General features: G+C 34.3%; 16 protein-coding genes and 1 pseudogene. 3 read left to right on the forward strand and 14 right to left on the reverse strand.

What is annotated here, in order from left to right; all coding sequences use genetic code 11:
• Nucleotides 1-90 precede the first annotated feature (90 nt).
• Nucleotides 91-834, forward strand: coding sequence for an SDR family NAD(P)-dependent oxidoreductase (locus J3U57_RS07445; protein WP_267332877.1), 744 nt, complete (start codon nt 91-93; stop codon nt 832-834).
• Between the two features lie 64 nt (nt 835-898).
• Here J3U57_RS07445 and J3U57_RS07450 read toward each other — a convergent pair whose 3' ends face one another.
• The 4 genes and pseudogenes from J3U57_RS07450 to J3U57_RS07470 all read right to left on the reverse strand — a co-directional run bounded on the left by J3U57_RS07450 (nt 899) and on the right by J3U57_RS07470 (nt 7,735).
• Nucleotides 899-3,247, reverse strand: coding sequence for a TonB-dependent hemoglobin/transferrin/lactoferrin family receptor (locus tag J3U57_RS07450; RefSeq protein WP_267344089.1), 2,349 nt, complete (start codon nt 3,245-3,247; stop codon nt 899-901).
• Nucleotides 3,248-3,604: 357 nt separating this feature from the next.
• Entirely contained in the window at nt 3,605-4,219 is a 615-nt protein-coding gene (gene prfH, locus J3U57_RS07455) for a peptide chain release factor H (protein ID WP_267344088.1), read from the reverse strand.
• A pseudogene (locus J3U57_RS12835) lies at nt 4,219-5,308 on the reverse strand (RNA ligase RtcB family protein). The gene prfH and the pseudogene J3U57_RS12835 overlap by 1 nt, the downstream one beginning before the upstream one ends.
• 513 nt (nt 5,309-5,821) lie before the next feature.
• The gene (locus tag J3U57_RS07470; protein WP_323849456.1) at nt 5,822-7,735 is read right to left on the reverse strand and encodes an enterotoxin; all 1,914 of its coding nucleotides are present in this window, start codon (nt 7,733-7,735) and stop codon (nt 5,822-5,824) included.
• 511 nt (nt 7,736-8,246) lie between these two features.
• On the opposite strand from J3U57_RS07470, the gene J3U57_RS07475 reads away from it, so the two are divergent.
• Nucleotides 8,247-9,209 carry a hypothetical protein gene (locus J3U57_RS07475; protein ID WP_267344085.1) on the forward strand — a complete coding sequence of 321 codons (963 nt, stop codon included), beginning with the start codon at nt 8,247-8,249 and terminating at the stop codon, nt 9,207-9,209.
• Between the two features lie 22 nt (nt 9,210-9,231).
• On the opposite strand, the gene J3U57_RS07480 is transcribed toward J3U57_RS07475, so the two are convergent.
• The 8 genes from J3U57_RS07480 to J3U57_RS07515 form a co-directional block, all read right to left on the reverse strand.
• A complete protein-coding gene (locus J3U57_RS07480) occupies nt 9,232-10,137 on the reverse strand; it encodes an endonuclease/exonuclease/phosphatase family protein (protein ID WP_267344084.1) in 906 nt (301 codons plus the stop codon).
• Nucleotides 10,138-10,332: 195 nt separating this feature from the next.
• The gene (locus J3U57_RS07485) at nt 10,333-11,232 is read right to left on the reverse strand and encodes an endonuclease/exonuclease/phosphatase family protein (RefSeq protein WP_267332883.1); all 900 of its coding nucleotides are present in this window, start codon (nt 11,230-11,232) and stop codon (nt 10,333-10,335) included.
• A 280-nt stretch (nt 11,233-11,512) separates the two neighbouring features.
• Entirely contained in the window at nt 11,513-12,439 is a 927-nt protein-coding gene (locus tag J3U57_RS07490; RefSeq protein WP_267344083.1) for a hypothetical protein, read from the reverse strand.
• Nucleotides 12,440-12,612: 173 nt separating this feature from the next.
• On the reverse strand, nt 12,613-13,401 hold the full coding sequence (locus J3U57_RS07495; RefSeq protein ID WP_267344082.1) for an acid phosphatase: 789 nt from the start codon (nt 13,399-13,401) through the stop codon (nt 12,613-12,615).
• Between the two features lie 337 nt (nt 13,402-13,738).
• Nucleotides 13,739-14,674 carry a hypothetical protein gene (locus J3U57_RS07500; protein WP_267344081.1) on the reverse strand — a complete coding sequence of 312 codons (936 nt, stop codon included), beginning with the start codon at nt 14,672-14,674 and terminating at the stop codon, nt 13,739-13,741.
• Between the two features lie 233 nt (nt 14,675-14,907).
• On the reverse strand, nt 14,908-15,735 hold the full coding sequence (locus J3U57_RS07505; protein ID WP_081297467.1) for a MetQ/NlpA family ABC transporter substrate-binding protein: 828 nt from the start codon (nt 15,733-15,735) through the stop codon (nt 14,908-14,910).
• Nucleotides 15,736-15,938: 203 nt separating this feature from the next.
• On the reverse strand, nt 15,939-16,640 hold the full coding sequence (locus tag J3U57_RS07510; RefSeq protein ID WP_267344080.1) for a hypothetical protein: 702 nt from the start codon (nt 16,638-16,640) through the stop codon (nt 15,939-15,941).
• 86 nt (nt 16,641-16,726) lie between these two features.
• Nucleotides 16,727-17,689: an aldo/keto reductase gene (locus J3U57_RS07515; RefSeq protein WP_267344079.1), complete on the reverse strand. Its 963-nt coding sequence runs from the start codon at nt 17,687-17,689 to the stop codon at nt 16,727-16,729.
• Between the two features lie 204 nt (nt 17,690-17,893).
• Between J3U57_RS07515 and J3U57_RS07520 the strand changes: the two genes are divergently transcribed.
• Complete coding sequence (locus J3U57_RS07520; RefSeq protein WP_267332890.1) at nt 17,894-18,775, forward strand: LysR family transcriptional regulator; 882 nt, start codon at nt 17,894-17,896, stop codon at nt 18,773-18,775.
• A gap of 542 nt (nt 18,776-19,317) precedes the next feature.
• Here the strand turns inward: J3U57_RS07520 and J3U57_RS07525 are convergent.
• The gene (locus J3U57_RS07525; protein ID WP_267344078.1) at nt 19,318-20,697 is read right to left on the reverse strand and encodes a hypothetical protein; all 1,380 of its coding nucleotides are present in this window, start codon (nt 20,695-20,697) and stop codon (nt 19,318-19,320) included.
• Nucleotides 20,698-22,154: 1,457 nt separating this feature from the next.
• On the reverse strand, nt 22,155-23,642 hold the full coding sequence (locus J3U57_RS07530; RefSeq protein ID WP_267344077.1) for a hypothetical protein: 1,488 nt from the start codon (nt 23,640-23,642) through the stop codon (nt 22,155-22,157).
• Nucleotides 23,643-23,936 lie beyond the last annotated feature (294 nt).

A 23,936-nucleotide genomic window follows, 5' to 3' on the forward strand; every position in this document is an offset into this window, starting at 1 on the left:
CGTTACTTACTTTCTGCAATCGAATTCCTATTTCAATCCATCTCTTATATAATTATCCGCATTTTTGAGACAAAACAGGCATTAAATTAAATGAATAAAGGAAACAAAACCGTTATTGTAACAGGCGCTTCAAGTGGAATTGGTTTTGCGATTGCTAAAGCCTACCTTGAACGAGGTTTCAATGTCGTTGCAAATGGTCGAGATAAAGCCCGTTTAGAACAGGCTGCCATAAACTTAGGTGAGCCCGACAATCTATTACTTGTTGCTGGGGATATTGCAAAACCGCAAACAGCAGAGTTACTTTTTTCACACGCTATCGCAAGGTTTGGTAAAGTCGATATTTTAGTCAATAATGCAGGCATATTTATTTCTAAACCCGCTATTGATTATACGCAAGATGATTTAAACACCATTATTGATACAAACCTTAAAGGGTTTTTCTACCCTGCACAAACTGCCGCTAAACATATGATGGCAAATCAATCTGGGCATATCATCAATATCACTGCTGCCATTGCTATGCAACCCAATTTGACTGTTCCGGCTTTACTACCGATTATGATCAAAGGTGGTATTAATAGTGCTGTAAAAGGCTTAGCGTTAGAATTAGCATCAAGTCAGGTTATGGTTAACGGCATTGCGCCAGGCATTATCGAAACTCCAATGCACCCAACGGATCCTCAAGTTCAAACAGTTTTAAAATCCATGGCGCCTGTCAATCGGATCGGACATGTGCAAGACATTATTAACGCGGTGATGTACTTAACTGATTCCAATTTTGTAACAGGCACAGTTATGGTTGTTGATGGCGGCTCAACTGCTGGTAAGTGGTAAACAGATTCAACGACGATCGGGTCAAACTGCCAGTAAACTGGCAGTATTTAAATTTTAACAAAATTTAAAATCGGTATGAAACACTCGCTTTAAAGTTACGTGCAAGCCCATAGGTGTTTTCGCCTAAATAAAGCCGATAATCCTTGTTAAATAGGTTATCAACAGAAAATCTTACTTCTGCTTTTGGTAAAAAAGTTGGTTGCCAAGTGGCAAATAAGTTATGTAGAGAATAACCCGACGAAGGTGATAAAGAATAAGCACCAAGATCAGTAAAACCGTCATGATTTCTATCTTCATGCCCTGTGCGATCTTGCTTTCTAACAAATTGCGCATTCCAACCTGCTCGAAGATTCCATTCTGGGATTTTAAAACCCGTTGTTAATGTTGCCGTGCGTGGTGCAATTGTTGCGACATAGGTTTTATGATGCATCCATGGTGCTTGAGGCGCCGTATCTCTTTCTCCTTTTTGAATTGAGTAGGTGGCACTTGCAAACCAATATTTACTGTCATAGAAAGTTTCTAATTCAAACCCGTTTACCACTAATTTACCCGGTAAATTACGATAATTAGGTTGTCCTAGCGGGCACGCCCTATCAGGACCACAAATTGAGTTATTAAATCCTCGAGTAACAAAAATTTCATCCTTGACACGCTGTCTAAACAGGGTACTACGAACTTGTAATTTATCGTTTTCTAATAATAAGTTGTTAAAGTCGAGAATATTTCCTACTCTAATTGATAAGTTACGCTCCTTATTAAGATGTCGGCTGGTCGCTGTAATCTTACCTGATCCACCATTTTTAGGTGTAAATTGAACCTCATAAGTTTCATCAATTGTTGGTGCTTGCCAAGCATAACTGATATCGCCAAAGAACCCAACATTTTCAGTTGTTTGCCAATAAGCCCCAAATCTTGGTGTCCAACCAGAATAACTAACCGGAGAATAATCATGTCCAAAGCGAGGATCAGGATCATTATAAGCTGATGCATAATTTTTTTGTCCGTGATTACGTACATAATCGTAGCGAAGACTTGGTGTTAAGACAAAGTTATCAATAGAAAGTTCATCTTGAATATAAAAACTATAATTTTGTTGTTTACCGGAAGGCATATAAGCTGGTTGGAAATAACCATTATGATAATTAGGCTTATTGGCGTAATTCTTATAATACATCAACGTATCACGATCATGTAAATGCACTTGAGCACCAATTTTTAATGCATTATCAATAGCACCAGTAGTAAAAATACTAATATTTTCAAGTTCTACAGTTTTATCGGTATAACTTGTCCAACTTCTATTTCCCATTGTTCCTAGCGCAGCTACTGGATTGTATTTTTCTGGTCGATTATCATTTTGCTTTGTTTTGGAATAGGTTGTGTGTAAAGTAAAATTAACCAAAGGATTATACGTTGGTTGGTAATTCCATTTAAATTGCGCCGACTCATCGGTTTGATCGCGTTTAACTAATTTTCTTAACCAAGCTGCTCGATAACCATATTTTTCAATTTGTGCAGCTGTCGGAGGCGTCATTTTTTCAACGTACTTTGCCGCCCATGGTTGCCATGAATCAACTTTAGAACGAATGCCTGACACAGTGAATGTGTTTTCTTCATTGGGCCTAAAGTTAAGTTTTGCCATATAAGAGTCCATGTCATCTTTCGAAAACTCAAATCTTGACCCATCTGGACGTTTAAAATTACCGCTATTACGGTTAGTATAGTAAACGAGTCCATCAAACATATCATTTTCGGTTCTGCCATACACAGCAGAGGTAACCATATTTTGATGGTTATTAGAATGAAAACTATATTTAACTAATGCGCCAGCTAATTTATTGGGTTCAAGCAAATCAATTGCATCTTTGGTTTCCATTCTAATAACCCCACCAAATCCCCCATTACCAAATTTCACATCATGGGGACCTTTATTAACTTCTATCTGTTTAAGTAGTTCAGGCTCAATAAAAACTGAACCTTGTTGATATTTTTGGAATCCTTTTTGTGAGCCATCAACAATAATTTTAACATCCTCAACTTTACCAAACCCCCAGATATTTAATGTTTGCCCACCCGGCCTTACTGAACCGGCCGAGCTTACGCCAGGCAATGTATTTAATAATTCCGCAACATTGTCAGCTTGTTTTTGTTCTATTAAACCCGAAGAAAGCGTTGAACGACCAGCAATAACACTATTTATTTTTTTCAGTTCATTTTGTTTATTTGCACTAGCAATCACAGTAATAACATCATTTATATCTTCACTACTACTTTGATTGTCAGCTTTAGTTTTTTTATATTGCTTTTCTTGTTCTTCATTTTTACTTGTTTCATTATTCTCATTGATTGACTGATCAGCTTGAACAGTAAAACTGGTTAGAAATAGTAACAAACCTACCTTTTTATAAATCATATTAAATTCCTTTCATAAAAAATACTGAATAATTAATTAAATAGATAAAATAACATTAACCACACAATTAGTAATGATAATCATTATCAATTAGGTGGACTGCAAAGTATATGTGTTTTATGAAAGAATACAAAGAAAAACATGAATTTATTTTGTAATAGTTTTATTCAATACAAAGGTTACAAAAAATTTGATTTACCATTAAAAAAGCAGAAAGACTAGGCACTAAAGCTCGCTTTTTAGTCAAAAGAGATTTATTTAGCGCCTTTGTTTTATTGATAATAATAAAATTAATAATTTTTTTAGAATGCTTAAAAAATAACAAAAAATTCAATGATTAATTGGATAAAATCATTTTTATTTGTCACAAAACGCTTCACCATAAAACACTAAGCAACTATTACCTCGAGGAATAACATCATGAAATCGTTGACGAATCTCTTTTTGTTGTTGATATTGTTCTTCTTTATGTTCAGCCAATTTATGAGCCAATAGCAGTTTTGCCAAACGTTTATTGGCATGTTGGCTACGTTCTGATTGAACTTTGACAGTCATACCGGTTGCAATATGTGTTGCACGTACAGCTGACTGCGTTTTATTCACATGCTGCCCGCCTGCTCCGGAAGATTTCATTGTCGAAAACGCAATAGAGCTATCTTGTATTGGAACAGGATTAGGTAAGCAAGTAATACCAATAAACCAATTTTTACGTTTATGATGTGGTCGGTAAGGACTTTGACACACCCACTGTACGGTGCCAAGCCAACGTGAGATTAATTGTTCACTTAGACAACCTTCAACAGAAATCAATACTGAACGAAATGTATTGGGCTTGTCGCCCAATATACTTTTTAACATTTCAATTGATAACGATAATTTATTCGCTTCGATAAAAAATTGTTTTATGGCTTTTGCAACCATCAATGAGCATTCATCAGGCCCTCTGGCAGACGAAAAAAGCAGTAATGCCATTAGTGACCTCCTTGTGTTTTATAATTCAATATTGGTGTAAGTTGAGCAATAACTGTTACAATATTGGCTTGTTGCATCGATTCAATCACACTATCTATTGATTTGTACGCTTGTGGTGCCTCTTCGAAAATTAAACGACTATCCTCACAAATGACACGGCTACCTAATTTTGTTCGTTTTAATTCAGCAATTGTGTAACGAGTATCGAGTTTGCTTTTACAGTCTGCTCGGCGCCATTTTCGCCCTGCCCCATGAGCTAGTGACAAGAGTAGCGCTTCATTCGGTATCGGTTTAACTAAGTAGCTATAATCCCCACGAGAGCCTAGTACGATAACAAGCTCATCCAGCGCTGAAGATGCGCCTTTACGATGCAACCAATAGTCGTTATGGTCTAATGTCACTTGTTGCAAAAAAATTATGACAAACATTGAGTATTTCACGCCCATGACTGTTGAGGTTATTGAGTAACCGTTCAGCTATCACTTGACGATTTAGCATAGCAAATGCGACAGCGTTATCATGTTTTGCTAAATATTCAAGTGCGGGTGCACTTTGATCTGCTAAACCTTGATAACCAAATCGTGATATTTGGTTTTGCAAAATTGCATGCCCTAATCCCCGTGAACCACTATGCACTAGCAAAAATAATTTTTTAGCATCAAGTTGGTAATGCTCAAAAAGTTGCTCGCTAAAAATTTTACTAACCTTTTGTAACTCGGCAAAATGATTCCCACTGCCAATCGTACCAAGATTATATTTATGTCGCATATCGGGTTGATCAATATTGCCTATTTGGCGTGTTAATTTATCTATGCTTAACTTAGCAATACTAATATCGGTTTGCCAAAACCCCATACCACAACCAATGTCACTGCCAATTAATGCAGGATAAATTATTTCACGACTTAAATAAGCCGCACCAATCGGGTAACCTTTTCCGGGATGCAGGTCAGGCATTCCAACCACTTTAACCATATTGGGTAATGCAGCCGTTACCTCTAGTTGCTCAATAGCTAAACCATCAATCCATGTTTTGTTTGAAGCAATTAATGACACTTTTTCAGATAGTATCTGTATAGAATTGTCCATATATCAATCCATTAAAAATATTTTTATTGTTTAGTGCCTATAATTTAAATGCGATATAACAGATAAATAACAACCACACCAGTAAGAAAAACCACCATGGTCAAAACATTATTGTTTTGTCGCCAATAAAAGCGATAAATTAACTATCAAATCATTTTTAGGTTGTAAAACTCTTTAATTTACATCAATAAACTAAGATTGGTTTTAAATTATAGGTATGCATCTAATTGGCAGGCTAAGATCAGCAGAATGAATTGAAGCAAGAATGGAAAAGTTAATCACCCAATTATTGTGCGATAAGCCTGCAAAGGTCATCTAAATAAATCATAATCAGTTCTCCTTTGCAGTTAATAATGGCGCGTATCATAATGAGCTTTTTTACTATTGTAAATAGCCTAATCATAACATTTTTTAACCATATGCGCTAAATCATAGTTAAAACATCATCAATTAACACGTCTGTTTTAAAACAATTTTTAATGCCTTGTAAGTCGCATACAAGGCATATTATTACTATTGAGGCGTTAAAGACATCACAACGGTTTCAAATGGTTCAAGGGTGATCATCGCTGTTTTATCAATAACAGCTGGTTTTGGTGCATGTGATTGACTATTGTAATCAATGTGAATGGTAAAATTCGAGTTTGCCGTTGCTGGTAACTCTAAATCATTCTGTAAATCAAGATAATACACTTGTTGTTTATCTGACGGATTACGTAAAGTAATAATGGATTTATCTTGCGTCCATCCTGCCCAACCATATACCCCTAATTTTGTGGGATCTTTACCGATCCAGTGAGTATCAAATAACACTTTTTGGTTATCTCTTGCCCAATTAGCCGCCGACGCTAACGTATCCCAATTGTTTGTTGTCATCAGTTCAGGGGTGATATACATTTCTTGCAATTGCGTTCCAGTTGCAAAATAACTCCAAACTTGATCGGCAAAGTCATTTTCGGTTTCTTGTTGCAAATTTTTTGCTTGTTTAGCATACACAATGCCATGCAGCATTAAAGAATTTAATGGGAACAATGGACCTTTAAGTACAATTGATCGATAAGTTTCTGCATCACGATAAGTCAACCACTGTTGAACTTTACTGCCTGGCCCATAATAATTGACATCATCGCCTCCTCGCCAGATGGAGTCGGCATAAAACAGCCAAGATGGCGTAGCCTGGGTTCCGGTTGTTAAATTAATATATAAATGATCACTCGCTTTACGCATATCTTCAATTAAATGGATCGCCGCATCAAAATCACTAGTAAATTGGCTACCAGCAATCACTTTATCCGCATTGCCTGTCCCATCAAGTTTAAACATCGTAATATTTTGATTTTTGATTAATTCTAAAATCCGTTTATGGAAATTAGCATAATATTTAGGACCAGATAAAGCCAGTTTACCATCCATTGTCTCATAACCTAGTTTTAACGCATTGGCAACACGAGTATCACGTGGTTTATTGTATCCTCCCCAAGGTGACAACCAAATACCAAGTGCCGCACCATATTTTTCAGATGCAGTTTTTAATTTATTAAATTCATTAGGAAAATTTGCACTAAATCCCCAGTTTCCTTGTAAATTATCCCATCCATCATCAAACAGATAACCATCAAGTTTGACTTTACGTTTTTCAACCAATTGCTCACCATATTGATCAATGCGTTGTAAAGCTTCTTTTTCGGTATAAGGATTAAAAAAACCGATATCTAGCCAAGAGTTATAATGCAAATATGGGCTATATGGTCGTTCTCGAACGTGATTAATAAATTCATTTACATTGCGTCTTAATTGCCCATTTTCATAGGTACCAATATAGGTTTTATAACTCAAGGTATGATTAACTTGTAACGGGATCGCTTGCGGAATTTTTTGCAAAACACCGCCTTCATAGGCAACCGTATTGGTTAATGGATTTTCGGGAATGATAAAAAAGGTATCACTAATAATAGGTGAACTTACAACAGAACCATAAACAAATGGCGCTTGTGAATGGAATGGCATTAAAGAAACGGCTGACATTGAGAGTGCTTGTTTTTTAGGGGTGATTTGCAGCTCATAACTGGCAAAATGTTTATCGTCATTGAGAATCAATAGGGTTTGAATCGCAATATCATGACCACTTAAATTTATATAAATTTGATTGTCTTTTTGTTGCAAATTATCTAATTGGAAATCTTTATCGGTCAATTTTTGTCCGGAATTCAAAGTAATCTCAAATAGCGTATTAACATTGATTGAATCATGGGTTATAGGGTTAGTAATATTAAAAGATGTGACATTTTTGTGATTATCATTATCAGATAGCGTGATTTGTGTATTTTTCCCCGTTAATTGATACTCTTTAGCCCATACCGAACCAATAGGCAGGCAAAATGCAGTGAGTAATCCGATTGTGATCCAATTTTTGACATATTTTTTCATTACTACCTCCTGATAAATATAAAATTCGGAAAAAAATTAACCGAAGTATTAATATCAGTATAGGCAGTAAAATAACCATAAATTGTGATCTTTATTGCAGTTTATTGGTTATTAAAATTTGGTATAAATGACTTTTGTTTGGTTCAAAACGAAATAACAGACTGGCGTTAATAAATTGTGATTTTATCTAATTTAATTCGATTTAACTTATGGTTAAAAACAAAATTGATAATTTTAACGAAAGTATTTTGTACCAATTAACTTTGCACTTCTTTTATTATACGATGTGATAAAGCTCACATTTCTAATAATTAAATTTTGTTAAGCAGATCAATGAACTGATTTTATTAAACGTAACTTGTTCAAATAGAATGATCAATATTTTCTATATTGAGATCGTTTTTTCGAAAAATAATAAATATTTTTCTTGTTAAAACAATCCCATTTATTTAATTGAAGATCAACAGTATGCTAAAGGTTAATTTTGAATTGATGAAAGTATTTGATTAATATGCAAAGCCTCAAACAAAAATTAGAGCAACAACAAATAGCTATTTATTTTTTATCGGTTTTTATCGCAATGATTGTTGTTTTTTGTATAAATGGAACCTCAGTTTTTGCGATAGCCATTACTCCTGCCTTAGGGGTCATGCTATTTGTGACTTTTCTACAAGTTCCAATTGCCGATATAACAAAATTTTTGCTTTATAAGCGATTTATTGTTGCTTTAGTCATTGCCAATTTTGTTGTTATACCACTATTTGTAGGGATATTGTCTATTTTTATACCCAATGAACCTTTGATTAAGCTTGGCATCTTATTTGTATTGTTAGCCCCCTGCATTGATTACGTTGTCACTTTTGCACATATTGGTCATGCTGATGCCCGATCACTGTTAATGGCGACACCTTTACTGTTATTGCTTCAACTGTTTTTGTTACCTGTTTATCTAAATATATTTATTGGTGAACAGGTTAAAGGACTCATTGAACCTACACCATTTATTCATGCTTTTGTATGGCTAATTTTACTTCCACTTACCATTGCTGTAATAATCCAGATATGTGCAAGTCGAAGTCAAATTATGACAAAAACAGTCAATCTATTGAATATACTACCGGTCCCCATCACCGCTTTAGCCTTATTTATTGTAATTATAGCGATTTTACCTCAACTTAAAGGGAATTTGTCACAAGTCATATCAGTTATTCCATTTTATCTACTATTTGCTATCTTTGCGCCTTTAATTGGGTGGTTTGTTGGTCGTTTTTTTCGTGTTTCCATCGCAGAAAGTCGAGCTATCGCCTTTAGTGCTGGTACACGCAATGCGTTAGTGATATTGCCAATAGCAATGGCTATTGCAGACATCATGCCAATTTTACCGGCAGTAATTGTCACCCAAACACTAGTCGAATTATTCAGTGAGCTAGTCTATATTTATTTGATTGCTAAATTAGGTAGATCATCAAAGTAAAAGTGGGCATATTGCCCACAGGTTATTGTTCAATTAATTTTAATTTTGCTATAACGGGAATATGGTCACTGACTAATGGCCATTTAATACCATTCCATTCGTTACCATCATTAGGAATCGTTAATTGTTCAACTTTCCATATTTGATTGCGACTGGTAAAGATATGATCTAAATCTAATCCTGGATTTCCTGCTGGCCAAGTGCGAGTATCTACATAATCTTTTTTAACCAAAGACCAGTATTTTTCAAGCTCTTTTATCACTTTATCATTTTTGACTGAATTAAAATCGCCGAGTAACAACATAATACCAGAAGCCAAATTAGGAAATTCAGTATCTAAATCTAAATCATCAAACACAATACTATTAATAAATCGTGCTTGTGCCATTCTTACTTCATCTTCTTCATGCCAATCAAAATGGGTATTAAATACATAAATAGGCGAATCAAAGCCAGGGACATTAATTTTACTTAACATCAATGCTCTTTGTTCAAAAGAGCCAGACGGTAACAAAAAGGTTTTGCTTGTTTCAATAGGATATTTCGAAAGTATAGCATTACCATAATTGCCGCCTTTCATATCGGTAGCTTTACCAAATAGATAGTGCATTCCTGTTTTTTCAGCGATGATTTTAGCTTGATCTACGCCGCCACTACGGGTAGTATTTTGATCAACCTCTTCAAGTGTGACAATATCAGCATCCATCGCTTTAATTGCTTTAGCAACCAAGTCTAAATCGACCTTGTGATGTCTAAGTCCCCCTGCAATATTAAAATTAGCAACAGTAATCTGCGGTTGAGCATTATCGGCATACACTTTATTCGGTGAACTTTGATATTGAGAAACCACTAAATCATCTGTAGCAAGTGCACTTGAAGACAGTGAAAACAATCCCAGAAAACTGAACACAAAAAAAATTTTTTTCATATATTTATCCTACTGCTTTTTTAGTTAAATTCATTCATATTGATTATTTGACGTTATAGCTGATATTAATTAAATTTAAATTGATACATTGCGATCGCAATCACAATTTAGTGTTAATCAATAAAAAAACGTTCATATAAAAATAACACGATAAGCCATGCAGCTTATGCATGGCTTTACCGATCTTGGTTAAAACTATTTATTTTTAATTATCATTTGCACTGGGTAATGATCAGAATATTTATCTGTAAAATCATCTTTTAGCACTTTAACGTCAATAACATCCTTTTTGAGGGGAGGAGAAATATAGATATAATCATAACGTAGTGGCGTTGAAGCTTGATCATAAAATACTTTCGTTGGCGCTGTTGCGATAAATTGTTTATTTTTAATTTTCAAGGCATCAATAAAACCTGCATCCAATAAGTTTTGTTGCACGGTATAACTTAATTGTCCATTAACAAGATTTTCTAATATTGGTCTTTGTTTCTGCTTTTCTTTAATATCATTTAACAGATTACTTTTATCGTAGGTTTGTTTATCAGCAGGTGAAAAAGAGTTCAAATCACCAGCTATAATCCATTTGCCATTGGGATCACGACTATACTTAATTGAATCAATAATTAAGTTTATTTCATCGATTCTTTTTGCCGTCCAAAATGGATTCATGTGAGTAATAACAAAATGATAATTGCCAATATCGGCATATAAAGCGCCATGCCACATATTATCAACGACTTTATTGACATTAACTATAGGATATTTTGAGGTAATTGCAACAGGGAAAAAAGCGGCATCATCTGGTTTTTCTTTCAAAAGTACAGCATATTTATGTCCATAACTTGCTGCAAATTTTTCAAGCTTTTCACGCGTAAAAAAATTCATCTCTTGCCAAGCAATAATGTCAGCATCTTGTGCTTTTGCCCAATCAATAAATTTTTGTTTACCTTCACTTTCGTCTAACTTCATCCCATTATAAACATTGTAGCTAATAATTTTTAAATTCTTCACATCCTCGAGCGAGGCAAAAGCAGTCGATGTACTTAAAATAATACTGCCAATAATTGCAGCTAATTTTAATTTAGGTTTATTCATAACCGATTCCTTGTTTTTTTATACATGGATAGATATTATCCTGAATCTTGAGACCGCCAAGATTTTTATGTAATTTATGTGATATAGCTCAATAATTTCAACGAGTATAATGTTACTTGACTTTGTCATCTGGCAAATCAATTATTTTATTTAACTAACGAAGTGATAAAAGTTTGATTGAGGAAATGTAAGACATAAAATTGATAGAATCGATTCTATGTCTTATTAATCAGAATTAAGTAACGTATTATCTAATTTTTACACTAGACTAAAGACATTATTATTGTGTGATAAATAGATTAACTTGTTCTTGTGGTTTGACTGTTTCATCTATCTTATCAATTTCTGTTGCGTAAGTTCTATTTTTATCTTCACCATTAGTTGAACATTCACTTAGGATTGCATGTTTAGTTTGGAATGTTTCACTTGAAGTTAATTGATTATAAACGTTGGCTAACTCTTTCCCTGTTGAATTGAAAAACTTATTCCAATCTTTTACTTGTGTGTCAACAAACTCGCGCCCTTTTTTACATGTAATCGAATCTAACGAAATGGTTGGCATCACAACTTTTGGTAAATCTGCAAAATTCTTAGGCTGATAAGGAAAACTGACCTTCTCATTTTCTGGGATATCTAACGTTTTCAAAAACTCATCTTCGCGGTAGAGTTTACGTCGTTGAGATTGATATTGGTTTTCACCTTTTACAGTAACCGAGTCAGGTAATGCTTCATCAATAGAATAATCCCAAGGCGTTTTATTTCTTTCAATAAATACGTCATTAACCACATTTATTGGTAATTCAATCTCAGTCTGTTCACCATTAATAATGATAGGAACATTCTTAAGTTTTGAAGCAATCATTTTTTCGTAGACTTGTTGGTTGTTCGTATAGTAAGTCGTTAACAAAATATAATTACTCTGTGTTGGATTAATAAATCCTGAATTAGATACTATTGCAGGTTTAGCTATAAAATTAAGCGTCTGATTATTATAAGATAAACTGTGTTTTCCATAGTCAAATGTATAATTTATACCAGATTTAGCCGGTACAATTAACTCTTTACCATCTATAGACACTTTGATTTCATTAGCAGTTGGATTATCTATCCAACGGTCTACTGAGCCTGATTCAATAGGGTTAGAATCAAAACAACCAACCAACCCTAAACTACAAGTAAGTAATAACGTATATTGTATTTTTTTCATCACATTCTTTTCTATTAATATTTAAATCGAGCATACACTTTACCATACTTAGCACAAAAAACGATATCTATTTTTGTCAATAAAACAACAATTAACACATTTTAAACATATATTTAGATCATATTGCCAGCTAAAATGAGGTTGGCAATATAAACAAAATTATCTATCTAAAACTATTTTAATAAACTATATTGATAATTAACTTCTGCCATTGCTTGTTTTAGATCCGTTTGAAATTTGGGAAGCGTTTGTAAAAAAGCGTATTCAACAGCACCAACCATTCTACCGGCAGTAACATCACTTTGCCAATGAGCTCCGCAAATCACCCTACTTTGTCCAAATTCATAACCACGTTTAATTATTGCTGCCGCATGATCTGGTGATATTTGTGCCAAAACTAAAGCTAGTGTCCAACCGTATGAAGTATGCCCAGAAGGAAATGAACCATTTTGCAGTAATCGCTCTTCTTCATCTTGAGGTTGACAAGGATGGTTGCCAAAATAAACGAATGGACGGGTTCGTTTGTAAAATTCTTTCGCTGTTTTTGTGGCATTATCGGCAGAATCAACTAGCAAATCACCAAACATTTTGTAAAGTGTCGGTGTTGTTTTTGGTGAGATTTTTATACCTAATGGTATTGAAAATATCTTAGCAACATTATCTGTATGTAAATCAGCATCAGACGTTGCTTGTTGCCAGCGCGGTGTATCTTTTAATTGATAACCTTGTAAGTAAGCGATTTTGTCGGCTTCAAATTCAGGGCTATCTTTATCAGGGAAAGGAGGTAAATAATCTTTACTACTCACAGCTTGTTCGGCGGTATGATAAGTAATACCAACTTCATGCCCTAAAAAGTCTTCAGTCGAACCTTTTTGAAAAGCACATACCTGACATGAGATAAAAAATGAACTCACTACCGAGCTAATCATAGTCAATTTAAACAATTTATTGACGTTATACATAAATAGGCTCTCCTTAGTATACGATTATGTTTAGTTTCTAGACTAACCAGTACTATTACCTCTTAAAGTTAATGTTAATATTACATAAGGAAGAAAATGAAAAATGAGAGCTCAATCAATTTTTTATAACTATTTTATAGCCAAAGTAAAATGACTTTCTGGTGAAGAAGTACACGAATTGTTTTTTTAATCATAAAATTAAAATCGATAAAACAATGTGTTAAAAAAATAAAAGAAAACACAAAAAATTAAAGCATAAAACTATTAAAAATAATTTTATGCTTATTTATTAAATAGCTTAGATAAAGCTTATCTTAAACAAAGCAATTAGATAATATTATTGTTTAATAAGAAAAAAGTTAAAATCTCTAGCATCTCTGAGGATATTATAATTATAATCAGTCATAGCTGTATGATAGGTACGATTAGGATCAATCTGGTTGTTACAAATATTTTCTAATTGTTTTTGCTTATCAAAATCACTATCGTCCATTAACTTATTATATTTACTTACAAAATCCCCCCCTTTAAGGGTAAAAAGATGCTGCCATTGATCGTAAAGATTTTTAATATATTCTCGACCTGGTTCACATTCTATTGCATTAAGATCAACTGTTGGGAAAAAATGAGTAGAACTGATTTCACTAAATTTTTTAGGTTGATAGGGAAAACTGATTTCTTCTTCAATATCATCTTGTTTTAAAAGTTTGATATATTCACTTTCACGATAAAGTTTTGTAAGTGTCTCTGAGTAAGCATAATTTTTTGACATTTCTCGCGTTATTTCTTCAGGTAAATCCTGATCAAGTCCATAATCCCAATCATAATCCTGTTGATCAATAAATACATCATTAATTAGTTTTGCGGTAAGCGGTATTTCGGTAACTTCCCCATTAATAATGATGGGAATATTATTAATTTGTTTTTCAATAACTTTATCAGATTCGCTCTCTTTCATAGCCGAGGTAACGTAAACATTAGTATGTAAAATATAGTTACTTTGGGTAGGATTAATAATTGTAGTTCCGCCGAATTTAGCGGGCTTTATAATAAAATTGATTGAATCGTTATTATAAGTCATCGTATGTTTACCATACTCGAAACTATAATTAACTTCTGACTTAGCAGGAATAGTTAATTCTGTACCATCAATTATTAATTTAATGTCGCTGGCTGTTGGATTATCGATCAAACGATCTAAAGTATTTTTTTCAAAACATCCCGCTAAAGCAATGCTACAAAAAAATACTAAAATATATTTAATTTTTTCCATTATTTGCAAATTTCATGTCTATTAAACGAACAGTAACTTTATCAAAATAAAGTCAATAATTCCAATTAAATTAATAGATTTAAAATCTTTTAATTAATATTCATGAAAAAAATTAAGAAAAATTTTATATTGATTATTTATCTACATAAGATAACCAATCATAGTTTACAATAACGACAAAAATATCCTAATCAATTAATTAGGATATTGGGTCACCTGATAACAATTTTCTACTATTGTTGTGGCCAAATAAATCGACCTTTAGCATCAGGATCTTCATTAATAAACGTTTTAAGTTCATCAGATTGATAAAGTTGTTTCACATCTTTAGCCCACTGAGTATTTAAATTTTCTTTTTTAACAACCACCATTAACTCTAAATTAGGTGACAGTTTTTCTTGTAATAACACATTATCAGCAGGTACTTTACTTAACCAAGCAACACCGCCGGGCATAATCGCATAATCAACTTCGCTAAGCGTTCGAGGAATAATTTCGGATAATAATGTTTTAAATTTTAAGTTATATTTATTTTCAGCAATATCATTAACACTGACAGTGCCCGATTGCGCTTGAGGTTTTAATTTTATCCAACCCAAAGATTGCAGTAATAACAATGCTCTAGCGGTATTCGAAGGATCATTTGGTATAGCGATAGTTTGTCCTTGAGCAATATCGTCTAAAGATCGATGAGTTTGTGAAAATAGCGCTGCTGAAATAGAAGGTATGTGCACTAAAGAGACTAAGTCGTTATTCGTTTCTTTATTATAAACATCTAAATAAGCTTGATGCTGAGCAGCATTCATATCGATACTACCTTCAACCAATGCTGTATTGGAGTCTCGTAATGAACTAAAATTGACTAACTTGACCGTATAACCTTTTTTTTCTAATTCAGGCTTGACCACCCTTTCCATTAAAATATTATGCATACTTGGCGGTAAACCGACGACAATCTCTTTTTTTTCTAAATTATTAGCATTTGTTTCAGACTTTTGTTCACAACCAAATAAAATAAACCCCGTCACTATTATTGCTAATATATTAAAAAGTTTTTTCATTATCACTCCTCTTTTTTTAACTAGTTAAATTAACTAATTACAATCAATATCTATTATTTTAGTCACCACATTATAGGCAGCTATTTTAAATAGCGATAATACAAAAAAATTATAACTATATTCAAACTAGTTATATTAAGTTTGGTAATGATGATAAACTAAAAACAACTAATCCTCATTGCACTCTGAGCATTACTTAACTATTATTGATAATAATAAGTTTCATCGTTTGAATCGACTTGTAATTTATTTTCTTTACCCCATTGTTCAAAATCAGGATGATGACTTGCCTGCCACTGAATATAATTATTAACAAGTATAAGTAATTGTTCTAACTCTTTTTGCCAAAACGGTTGGGCTTTTTTGTCAATTAATAAATTGATATGTTGCTGTACTTCCTTTCCCCACTCAATTGCCAATAAAGGATCGCCAATATAATAGTCAGGTAAATGATGCGTTGCAAAGTCAATTTTTTCTAGCAAGTTAGTGATAATCCATTTTCTTGCTTTGTCATCACAAGGATCGATTTGAAGTGCGTGATAGATATAAGAACTGTCACAAAAGAATTTTCCATACCAACGAAAAGGCTGGCTATTGACTTTTTCTTGCTTACACCACTTATCAAGCGTCGGTTTTATCAATTTGCTCATTAGCGGGTAGCATAGATAAATAAGTTGAAGCTCAAGATCGTCCTCACAAAGATTGAATACAAAGGCTACAAACTCCTTCTGCTCATTAAAACACCATTGCAGGCTATCGGCTAAAAAAATATCAAGTGCAGAAAAAGCTTGCTTTCGCAATCCCTGTTCACGTAACTTACAATATTCGGCATAACTCTGCCATTTGCGATGAGATTCAATAGCGAGTAGAGTCGGTCTTAAAGAGTGATTTTGATCGTTTAACATTATTAGCAAAACAAGTTTTGAAAATATATCGGTCTATAATAAGTGATATTTTTAAACTATAACAACTTGTTTTGCTTAGTTTGCTTTTAAATTGCACCAACAATACGATGAGGAATATAAAGGGCTTGTAAATAATTAATGTCGTCTTGACTTAATGATACTTGTAATGCGCCAACCGCATCGTCTAAATATTTTGTTTGAGTCGCACCAATAATTGGAGCGGTAATGCCCTTAGCAAATTGCCATGCTAATGCTATTTGAGTCATTGAGGCATGATGTTTTTCAGCAATTTCCGATACTCGCTCGACAATAGCCATATCTGTTTTTTCTGTACTATCATATTTATCAACAGCGGTTTTGTCGGTTTGGCTGCGTAAGGTATCTGTATGCCATTGTGAGCGAGCAAGTCGGCCTGCCGCTAGAGGACTATATGGCGTTAACGAAACATTAAATTGTTTACAAATTGGAATTAACTCCCGCTCATCTTCACGATAAAGTAAATTATAATGGTTTTGCATTGAAACAAATTTAGTCCAGCCATTTTGCTCAGCAGCAAGTTGCATATTGAAAAACTGATAACCATACATGGCTGAAGCCCCTAATGCTCTAACTTTACCTGCTTTTACTAAATTATGTAATGCCTCCATTGTTTCTTCTATAGGGGTGTTATAGTCAAAGCGATGTATGATATATAAATCAACATAATCGGTGCCAAGCCGTTTTAATGATCCATTGATTTCTGTTTCTATCGCATTTTTAGATAAGTTACCTGGATTAAAATAGACTTTTGTTGCGAGTATGACTTTATCTCGAGCTATGTTATTTTTAATTGCTCGCCCAACATACTCCTCACTGGTACCCGCTGAATAAATATTTGCAGTATCAATAAAGTTAATCCCCAAATCCAAGGCATGCTTAATAATTGACTCACTCTCTGTTGGATTAAGTGTCCATGCATGCATTTTACTGGCAGGATCGCCAAAGCTCATACAGCCTAAACAAAAACGTGATACGCTAATATCCGAATTGCCAAGTTTTATATAATCCATAAAAGCCCCTCTTGTTCCACATTAGTTTTAAATACATTGATGTTTAATAACATTAATATTCACGCCACAATGAATAACCTTCGAATATAAATTCACGCAAATAAATTAATGTCGATGATTTATTTTAGGCACAGGTTTTATTGAGATAAATATGGTATTCATTTATAGTATGATGAAATAAATTCATTAATCACATGCGTGTTTATGTATAATTTTAACGAACTGCACTATTTTGTTGTCGTCGCACAAGCTTCTAGTTTTGTAAAAGCAGGAAAGGCATTAGGTATTTCATCTTCAGCGTTAAGCCATAGTATGAGCAACTTAGAGACCAAGCTAAATCTACGTTTGTTTAATCGAACCACACGAAGTATGTCATTAACCGAAGCTGGCGAGCAGTTATATAAGCAAATAGCCCCACTATTTCAATCGTTAAATCAGCAAGTTAGTGCATTATCAGATTTTCTAAGCACGCCGTCTGGAACCATTAGAATTAATGCACCACATTTAGCTGTTGAGAGTATTATTTATCCTAAACTACGTCAATTTTTACCCCGTTATCCTCAAATCAAGATCGAAATTGAAGCAGACAATAATTGGGTAGATATAGTTAAACAAGGTTTTGATATGGGGTGCCGTTTGGGTAATGATATTGCTAATGATATGATTGCAGTAAAAATCTCTGCGCCATTAACGATGGCTGTCGTTGCCAGTCCTGATTATCTAAAAAACAGACCTCTACCTAAGCAAATTAAAGATCTTGATAAGCACCAATTAATCGGTAAGAAAATTTCTGCTCAACATGCGACAGAATTAGCTTGGGAATTCAATGACAATGGCAATATTATTAAATACCAACCTTCTTCTCAATTATCAAGCAATAGTAATTTACGTAAACAAGTGGCTTTAGATGGATTAGGCATCACATGGATAGGTAGACCAACGGTAGAAGACGATCTGGCCAAAGGCAATTTAATAGAATTATTGGAGGATTTTGCTATCACTTATGAACCATTTTATATCTATTATCCTAGTCGCAAAGGACATTCTCAAGTATTTAAATTAGTGTTAGATGCATTAAAATTTTAATCAAATTTTTAGGTGCTCAATAAATTAATACATAGCTTAAAACTGTGCATAACCGCTATCACACAAAATAAAAATTTTTGTGTTATTAAATATGATCGCGCTTAACTTCAATTTTATTGCTATCGATTAACGATCAACTAAATCAATCTATCTATACCATTATGGAATTTGAATGAAAATTAAAACAGATAAATTCAGTTAAAAAGCTTGTCTAAGCTACCTATACACAACTAACATGATTTTATAAACACTCAAAACTTGAGAACATAAAGTTGCAATTTTACTTGCTGGTAAGTTGACGATAACATCGCATAAAATATGCTTTTTTAACATAAGTTAACCTATCACTATTCCAATAACGCTTTTTGAAAAACATACTGTTCACAATTATTTAATGTCATCATTCTCATATAAAAAAAGCTTTTGTCGTTCATAACGGCAAAAGCCCATAATTTGATTTAACTGTCTTTAATAAAAGACATGATATTTTGATAGCTTATTGATTTAAATATAGTATTATCGCTAACGGTTAGTTCACCTCGCTATGGGTAAGCGCAAATAACAGTAAAGATAGGATCTTGGCTTCTTTTTGGGTAAACGCCTCCACCTGCCATATTGACTATCCACGGCCACACTCCAGAGGCATCACTAAATTCACTGGTGATTAACATCGCGCCGCTAAATACTGCATCGTTGTAAAAATCAAGCACTCCCCATTCGGACATAAACCCTGCACCAATTTGACGTTCAAAATAGTTTCCGTGTGATTCAGGTTTGGCACCTACAAATCCTTGATTCTCTGCAGGACTATTTGGGTCTGGAATGGCATTGGTCAAATCTTTAACGCGTGGCACGCGATAACCAGTGCTATTACACCAAGCTTGATGATTTACCATATTCGATAGTTTTTTACCACGTGCAATAAACCACTGTTTTAATATAAAACCATATTTTATCACCGGTTTGTTATTACGATCATATCCAACGAGTTCGAATGTCTGTGGCAATTGTGGTCGGTATATTGCTCCTGGTGAATTAGAGCTTTGTTGTGTAGTCGTTGCAGCCGGGCCCGTTAAGGTTACTCGCGTCACAACTTTAGGCGTAGGATTTAGCCAAAGTTCATTATGCTCAGATCGGGTCACAGTGGCCGTGATTCCTTCATGTGTAACTGGAGGCCAAGTTAACTCACTTTCATCAATACCGGAAATTTCTAAATCGAAAAACAAATTATTTCCCCCTGTAGTTGGGAAATTGCGTTCATAAGTTGCCGGATCGCGAGATTGAGCATAAAACCCTTTTGACCAACGCCATACCTCGGTATTAGCCGGTGACGCAAATAAACTCGGTACTAACATACACACTGCCGGAGCAGAATTAGGCTTAATATAATATTTGACAGGGCGCATGTATAACGTGGCTATGTTAGGAATTCCATATTTGGTAGATAAGCTCCAAACACCACTTGTATCAAAATCAATAAGGTAAGGTGCTTTACAAATATCTAACGCCGTATCAGCATTGACAATACTACCATTTTTATCAGTAACATTAACACTTATGTTTCCTGTAGCAGAAATACCATCGGCACCTTGCCCATCACCATCATCATCTCCCCAATAACTATAAGGAGGTCCAATTATAGTTTTTAAGTTTATAGACCTATTGATGATGGGAATCATCATAGAAATGTCTTTAATGGTTTCACCTTCCTTGGGTAAGGCTATAGGATTTTCAGAAGATGAAGTATTGGTTGTTGAACTCATGGTAGTACCGTCAGAAAAGGTAATAACAGACAAAATATTAGCATCTGTAACTTTGGTTTTACCTTTATCAAAGGTTAAATACGGTTCACTACCTTGAATGATTTTAATAGTAACAGCCGAAAGTGCCTTTACATTAAATGAGCAAAACAATAATATCAATACAACTACAAAAAAAAGCTTAAAAAACAAACGTGATATTAAAGAAAATAAACAAGATAAAAGTAATACTGAAAAGAATTTGGAACTTAAAACATAGATCTGATAATGCCTGTAGCCATAATAATACTGCATAACATTTCATCCGTCAGTTGTTATTGTTTTATTTAAGTTTTTTTACCTTCCATTATTTATAAAAATATCTAAATCCATTTGTTGAAAAGTATAATTCTTTAATAAAAAATAATCACCTATTAACACAATAGATTTGTAAAGAAATGTAAATTTTAGATAATTATTTAGTAGTAATCAAAATTAAGTGATTAGTGTAATCAACTTTTTAGATTAAAGCGTTCAATAATATTTATATAAATATAATATTTTCCGGTCAAAGTTAAGGATGCTTTTTTATTATTACATACTGAAAAAATTAGAAATTTAACTATATCAAGCATTTTAGGCTCTTCAATATTATTCTTTATTGCTAAAAAGCAACCAGCATCTACATAATTGTTATGTTGTCTATTTTCACACCTTAAGCTTGCAACAAGACGGGATTCACTTAAAATGACCAACAAAGTAACAGATCATTTAACTTACAAACTGTGCTGACTGTATTGGTAGTTTAATCTACCGTCGGAGCGGTTTTATACAATTAAAGTCTGTGCGCTAGTTTACTAATGATCATGTGCTTTACCATTCATTGGTGAAATTAAAATAATCGTCTAGTTCTAAGTGTATTAATAGCAATAGAGGAATATCTGTTCGGTTGCCATGAGGATAAAATAATTAATGTTACACGGTTAAAGCCTTATTTATGATTTATGTTACTCCCCCCTATTTTATTTGTCTGTTGATAATGAGCAATAATTTTAGATCATGATTGAATGATTAATTCATCATTTGTTACCGTTTTGCTTGTTTGCTGAATATTGGATTGCTTTGATTTTTTATTTAACATTGTAGTTGGTGATATTGGTATAGCTAATCGTTTACTTCTTTATACTTCAAATGCCATAGTAGCGAGATTAGTAGCCGCGGCGGATTTAAAATCCACCGCTGTTATCTAAATCATCATTCGTTATTGACTCGTAAGTACAAATGATAGAGGGCTACATTTGGACAGCATTAATTCATGAAATTTTCCTAAAAATCACCATGAATAATAATTTGATCAAATTTTTCATAAATTAAATTATTGATTCAAACTTATACGACAATAATTACTTAATCACATAAAACGATTGAAGAAATGCTTTTAAAAGCATTTCTTGTATCAAGACAAGAATCCACTTTCTCTTAATGCTAATTTTTTTAATTTTATTTATACAGCGTTCGATTGCTCTTTTTTGGAATCGGCAACTTGGTCTGCTCGGGCTCCCCTGCGCTGCAACTTTACATTAGCAGTTTATCCTTTATTACCTATTATGTAGTACTACCCACAACTTAAGGATTAAGCACTAAGGATAGACGCAAACCAAGTTGTAGGTAGTATTTTTGGCATTGCCAATAAAGTTAACGGCGCCATTGCCAGCATAAGCACCGAACAACAGGTCCGAACCATCGCTAGCGGTAGCCCAGTAGCCGCCCCTGTTGAAACCGGCAGAGCGATAGTAAAGCCAGTAGTACATATCTCCCCATTCAGTAAAGAGACCAGCACCGATATTACGCTGAAAATAATTACCACTGGATGGCGGTATGCCGAGTGTCGGTAACGGCGACTTCCCACCACTACACACAGAAGTCGCCCCACACCAATCAGAACGTCCAATTGAGTTAGTTAACTCTTTTACCAGTGGCAGACGATAACCACCACCTAAACTGCCACACCAGGATAAGGCGTTATCAACTGTGATATCGCCTACGCCTAATGGGCGGGCAACGAACCACTGCTTTAACTCAAAACCATAGCTTAATACCGTTTTATTACGACTATCTTTACCCTCTATCACAAAAGTCTGCGGCAAGCTAGCTGGAGCCACACTACCCGGTAATGCTGAATCCTGTTGGGCTTTTGTTACTGCTGGACCAGTAAGCGTGACACGTATGAAATTTGGATTAGCGGGTGATGGTGTCATGGTAGCGGTAATACCACCTTGAGTGACAGTTGGCCAGGTTAATGTAGAACCATCAATACCTTCTATGTCTAAATCAAAATACAGATTATTAGCACCGGTAGTCGGGAAGTTAAGCTTGTACTGTGATGGCTCAGCTGCTTGCTTTACAAAACCTCGTTCTGGATTCCAAATATCGGCCGGACCGGCGAAGAGTTGGGAAAGAGGGTTCAGATTCGGCCTGGCGTAACAGATTTTAGGCACGGATTTAGGTCTGGTGATATAATAGGCAGCCGTGCTACCACTAAAATTACCACTATTTGGTACCCCATACTGGGTGGTTAAACTACCATCAGTACTGGTTAATTCTACTTTATAAGGTGCCATACAGCTATCTATGTTGGCACTATGCGTCACGGCTCGATTCAATTTATCGGTAATGCTCACGCTTAAATTACCGGTCGCGGTAATTCCATTAGCACCCTGACCATCACCATCACCATCACCATCCCCCCAATAATTGTAAGGCTCACCAATTAAATCGTTTAAGGCGATAGCGTTAACAGTGGCAGGGACCAGCATACCAATATCGCTAAAGTGTTCATTAGCTTCTGGGAGAACGATTGGATTATCTGCGGTTGAAGTATTATTGTCCGATGTGTAGATGGTTTGAGTCGTGCCGTCAGAGACGGTAATACCTAACAGCCCCTCAGTCGTGGTGACCTTAGTGACCCCATTATCAAAGGTTAAATACGGCGCACTACCATGAATGACTTGCGCCGTCGTTGCCGACAATGCTTGAGTCGTAGCGGCATACAGCAATAATAACCATGGTATCGATGTTAAAGTCAGTTTAGATAATTGACCTGATACTTGAGTTTGCGTAAAAAACAAGGTTGGACGTAAGATTAACCTTAAATTTATCGCTTTAAGTAAGCGATAGCATAACGCTAAACTAAATATGCATCTTTTGCTTACTCTGAATGCTGAAAAACGAGGGTGAGTTACCTTGCTTTGATGAAATAAGTTAAGTGTAGAAGTAAGAGTTGAATTAAATTTTAGCCTAAAGAGAGATTGGTGAGTTTTTAAAACATTGTTTTGCCAGCGCTGGTGTCTGGTGTCTGGTGTCTATAATTATACTGCATGGCGTTCCACCCGTCAACTAATCTGTTATTTTATTTGATTTTT

It is taken from the genome of Gilliamella sp. B3464 (assembly GCF_026536145.1).
In the GTDB taxonomy this organism is placed as follows: Bacteria; Pseudomonadota; Gammaproteobacteria; order Enterobacterales; family Orbaceae; genus Gilliamella.

Excerpts from the sequence above, each read along its gene's own strand:
- J3U57_RS07445 (WP_267332877.1), top strand. The coding sequence starts at position 91 with ATGAATAAAGGAAACAAAACCGTTATTGTAACAGGCGCTTCAAGTGGA.
- J3U57_RS07450 (WP_267344089.1), bottom strand. The coding sequence starts at position 3,247 with ATGATTTATAAAAAGGTAGGTTTGTTACTATTTCTAACCAGTTTTACT.
- prfH (WP_267344088.1), bottom strand. The coding sequence starts at position 4,219 with ATGGCATTACTGCTTTTTTCGTCTGCCAGAGGGCCTGATGAATGCTCA.
- J3U57_RS07470 (WP_323849456.1), bottom strand. The coding sequence starts at position 7,735 with ATGAAAAAATATGTCAAAAATTGGATCACAATCGGATTACTCACTGCA.
- J3U57_RS07475 (WP_267344085.1), top strand. The coding sequence starts at position 8,247 with ATGCAAAGCCTCAAACAAAAATTAGAGCAACAACAAATAGCTATTTAT.
- J3U57_RS07480 (WP_267344084.1), bottom strand. The coding sequence starts at position 10,137 with ATGAAAAAAATTTTTTTTGTGTTCAGTTTTCTGGGATTGTTTTCACTG.
- J3U57_RS07485 (WP_267332883.1), bottom strand. The coding sequence starts at position 11,232 with ATGAATAAACCTAAATTAAAATTAGCTGCAATTATTGGCAGTATTATT.
- J3U57_RS07490 (WP_267344083.1), bottom strand. The coding sequence starts at position 12,439 with ATGAAAAAAATACAATATACGTTATTACTTACTTGTAGTTTAGGGTTG.
- J3U57_RS07495 (WP_267344082.1), bottom strand. The coding sequence starts at position 13,401 with ATGTATAACGTCAATAAATTGTTTAAATTGACTATGATTAGCTCGGTA.
- J3U57_RS07500 (WP_267344081.1), bottom strand. The coding sequence starts at position 14,674 with ATGGAAAAAATTAAATATATTTTAGTATTTTTTTGTAGCATTGCTTTA.
- J3U57_RS07505 (WP_081297467.1), bottom strand. The coding sequence starts at position 15,735 with ATGAAAAAACTTTTTAATATATTAGCAATAATAGTGACGGGGTTTATT.
- J3U57_RS07510 (WP_267344080.1), bottom strand. The coding sequence starts at position 16,640 with ATGTTAAACGATCAAAATCACTCTTTAAGACCGACTCTACTCGCTATT.
- J3U57_RS07515 (WP_267344079.1), bottom strand. The coding sequence starts at position 17,689 with ATGGATTATATAAAACTTGGCAATTCGGATATTAGCGTATCACGTTTT.
- J3U57_RS07520 (WP_267332890.1), top strand. The coding sequence starts at position 17,894 with ATGTATAATTTTAACGAACTGCACTATTTTGTTGTCGTCGCACAAGCT.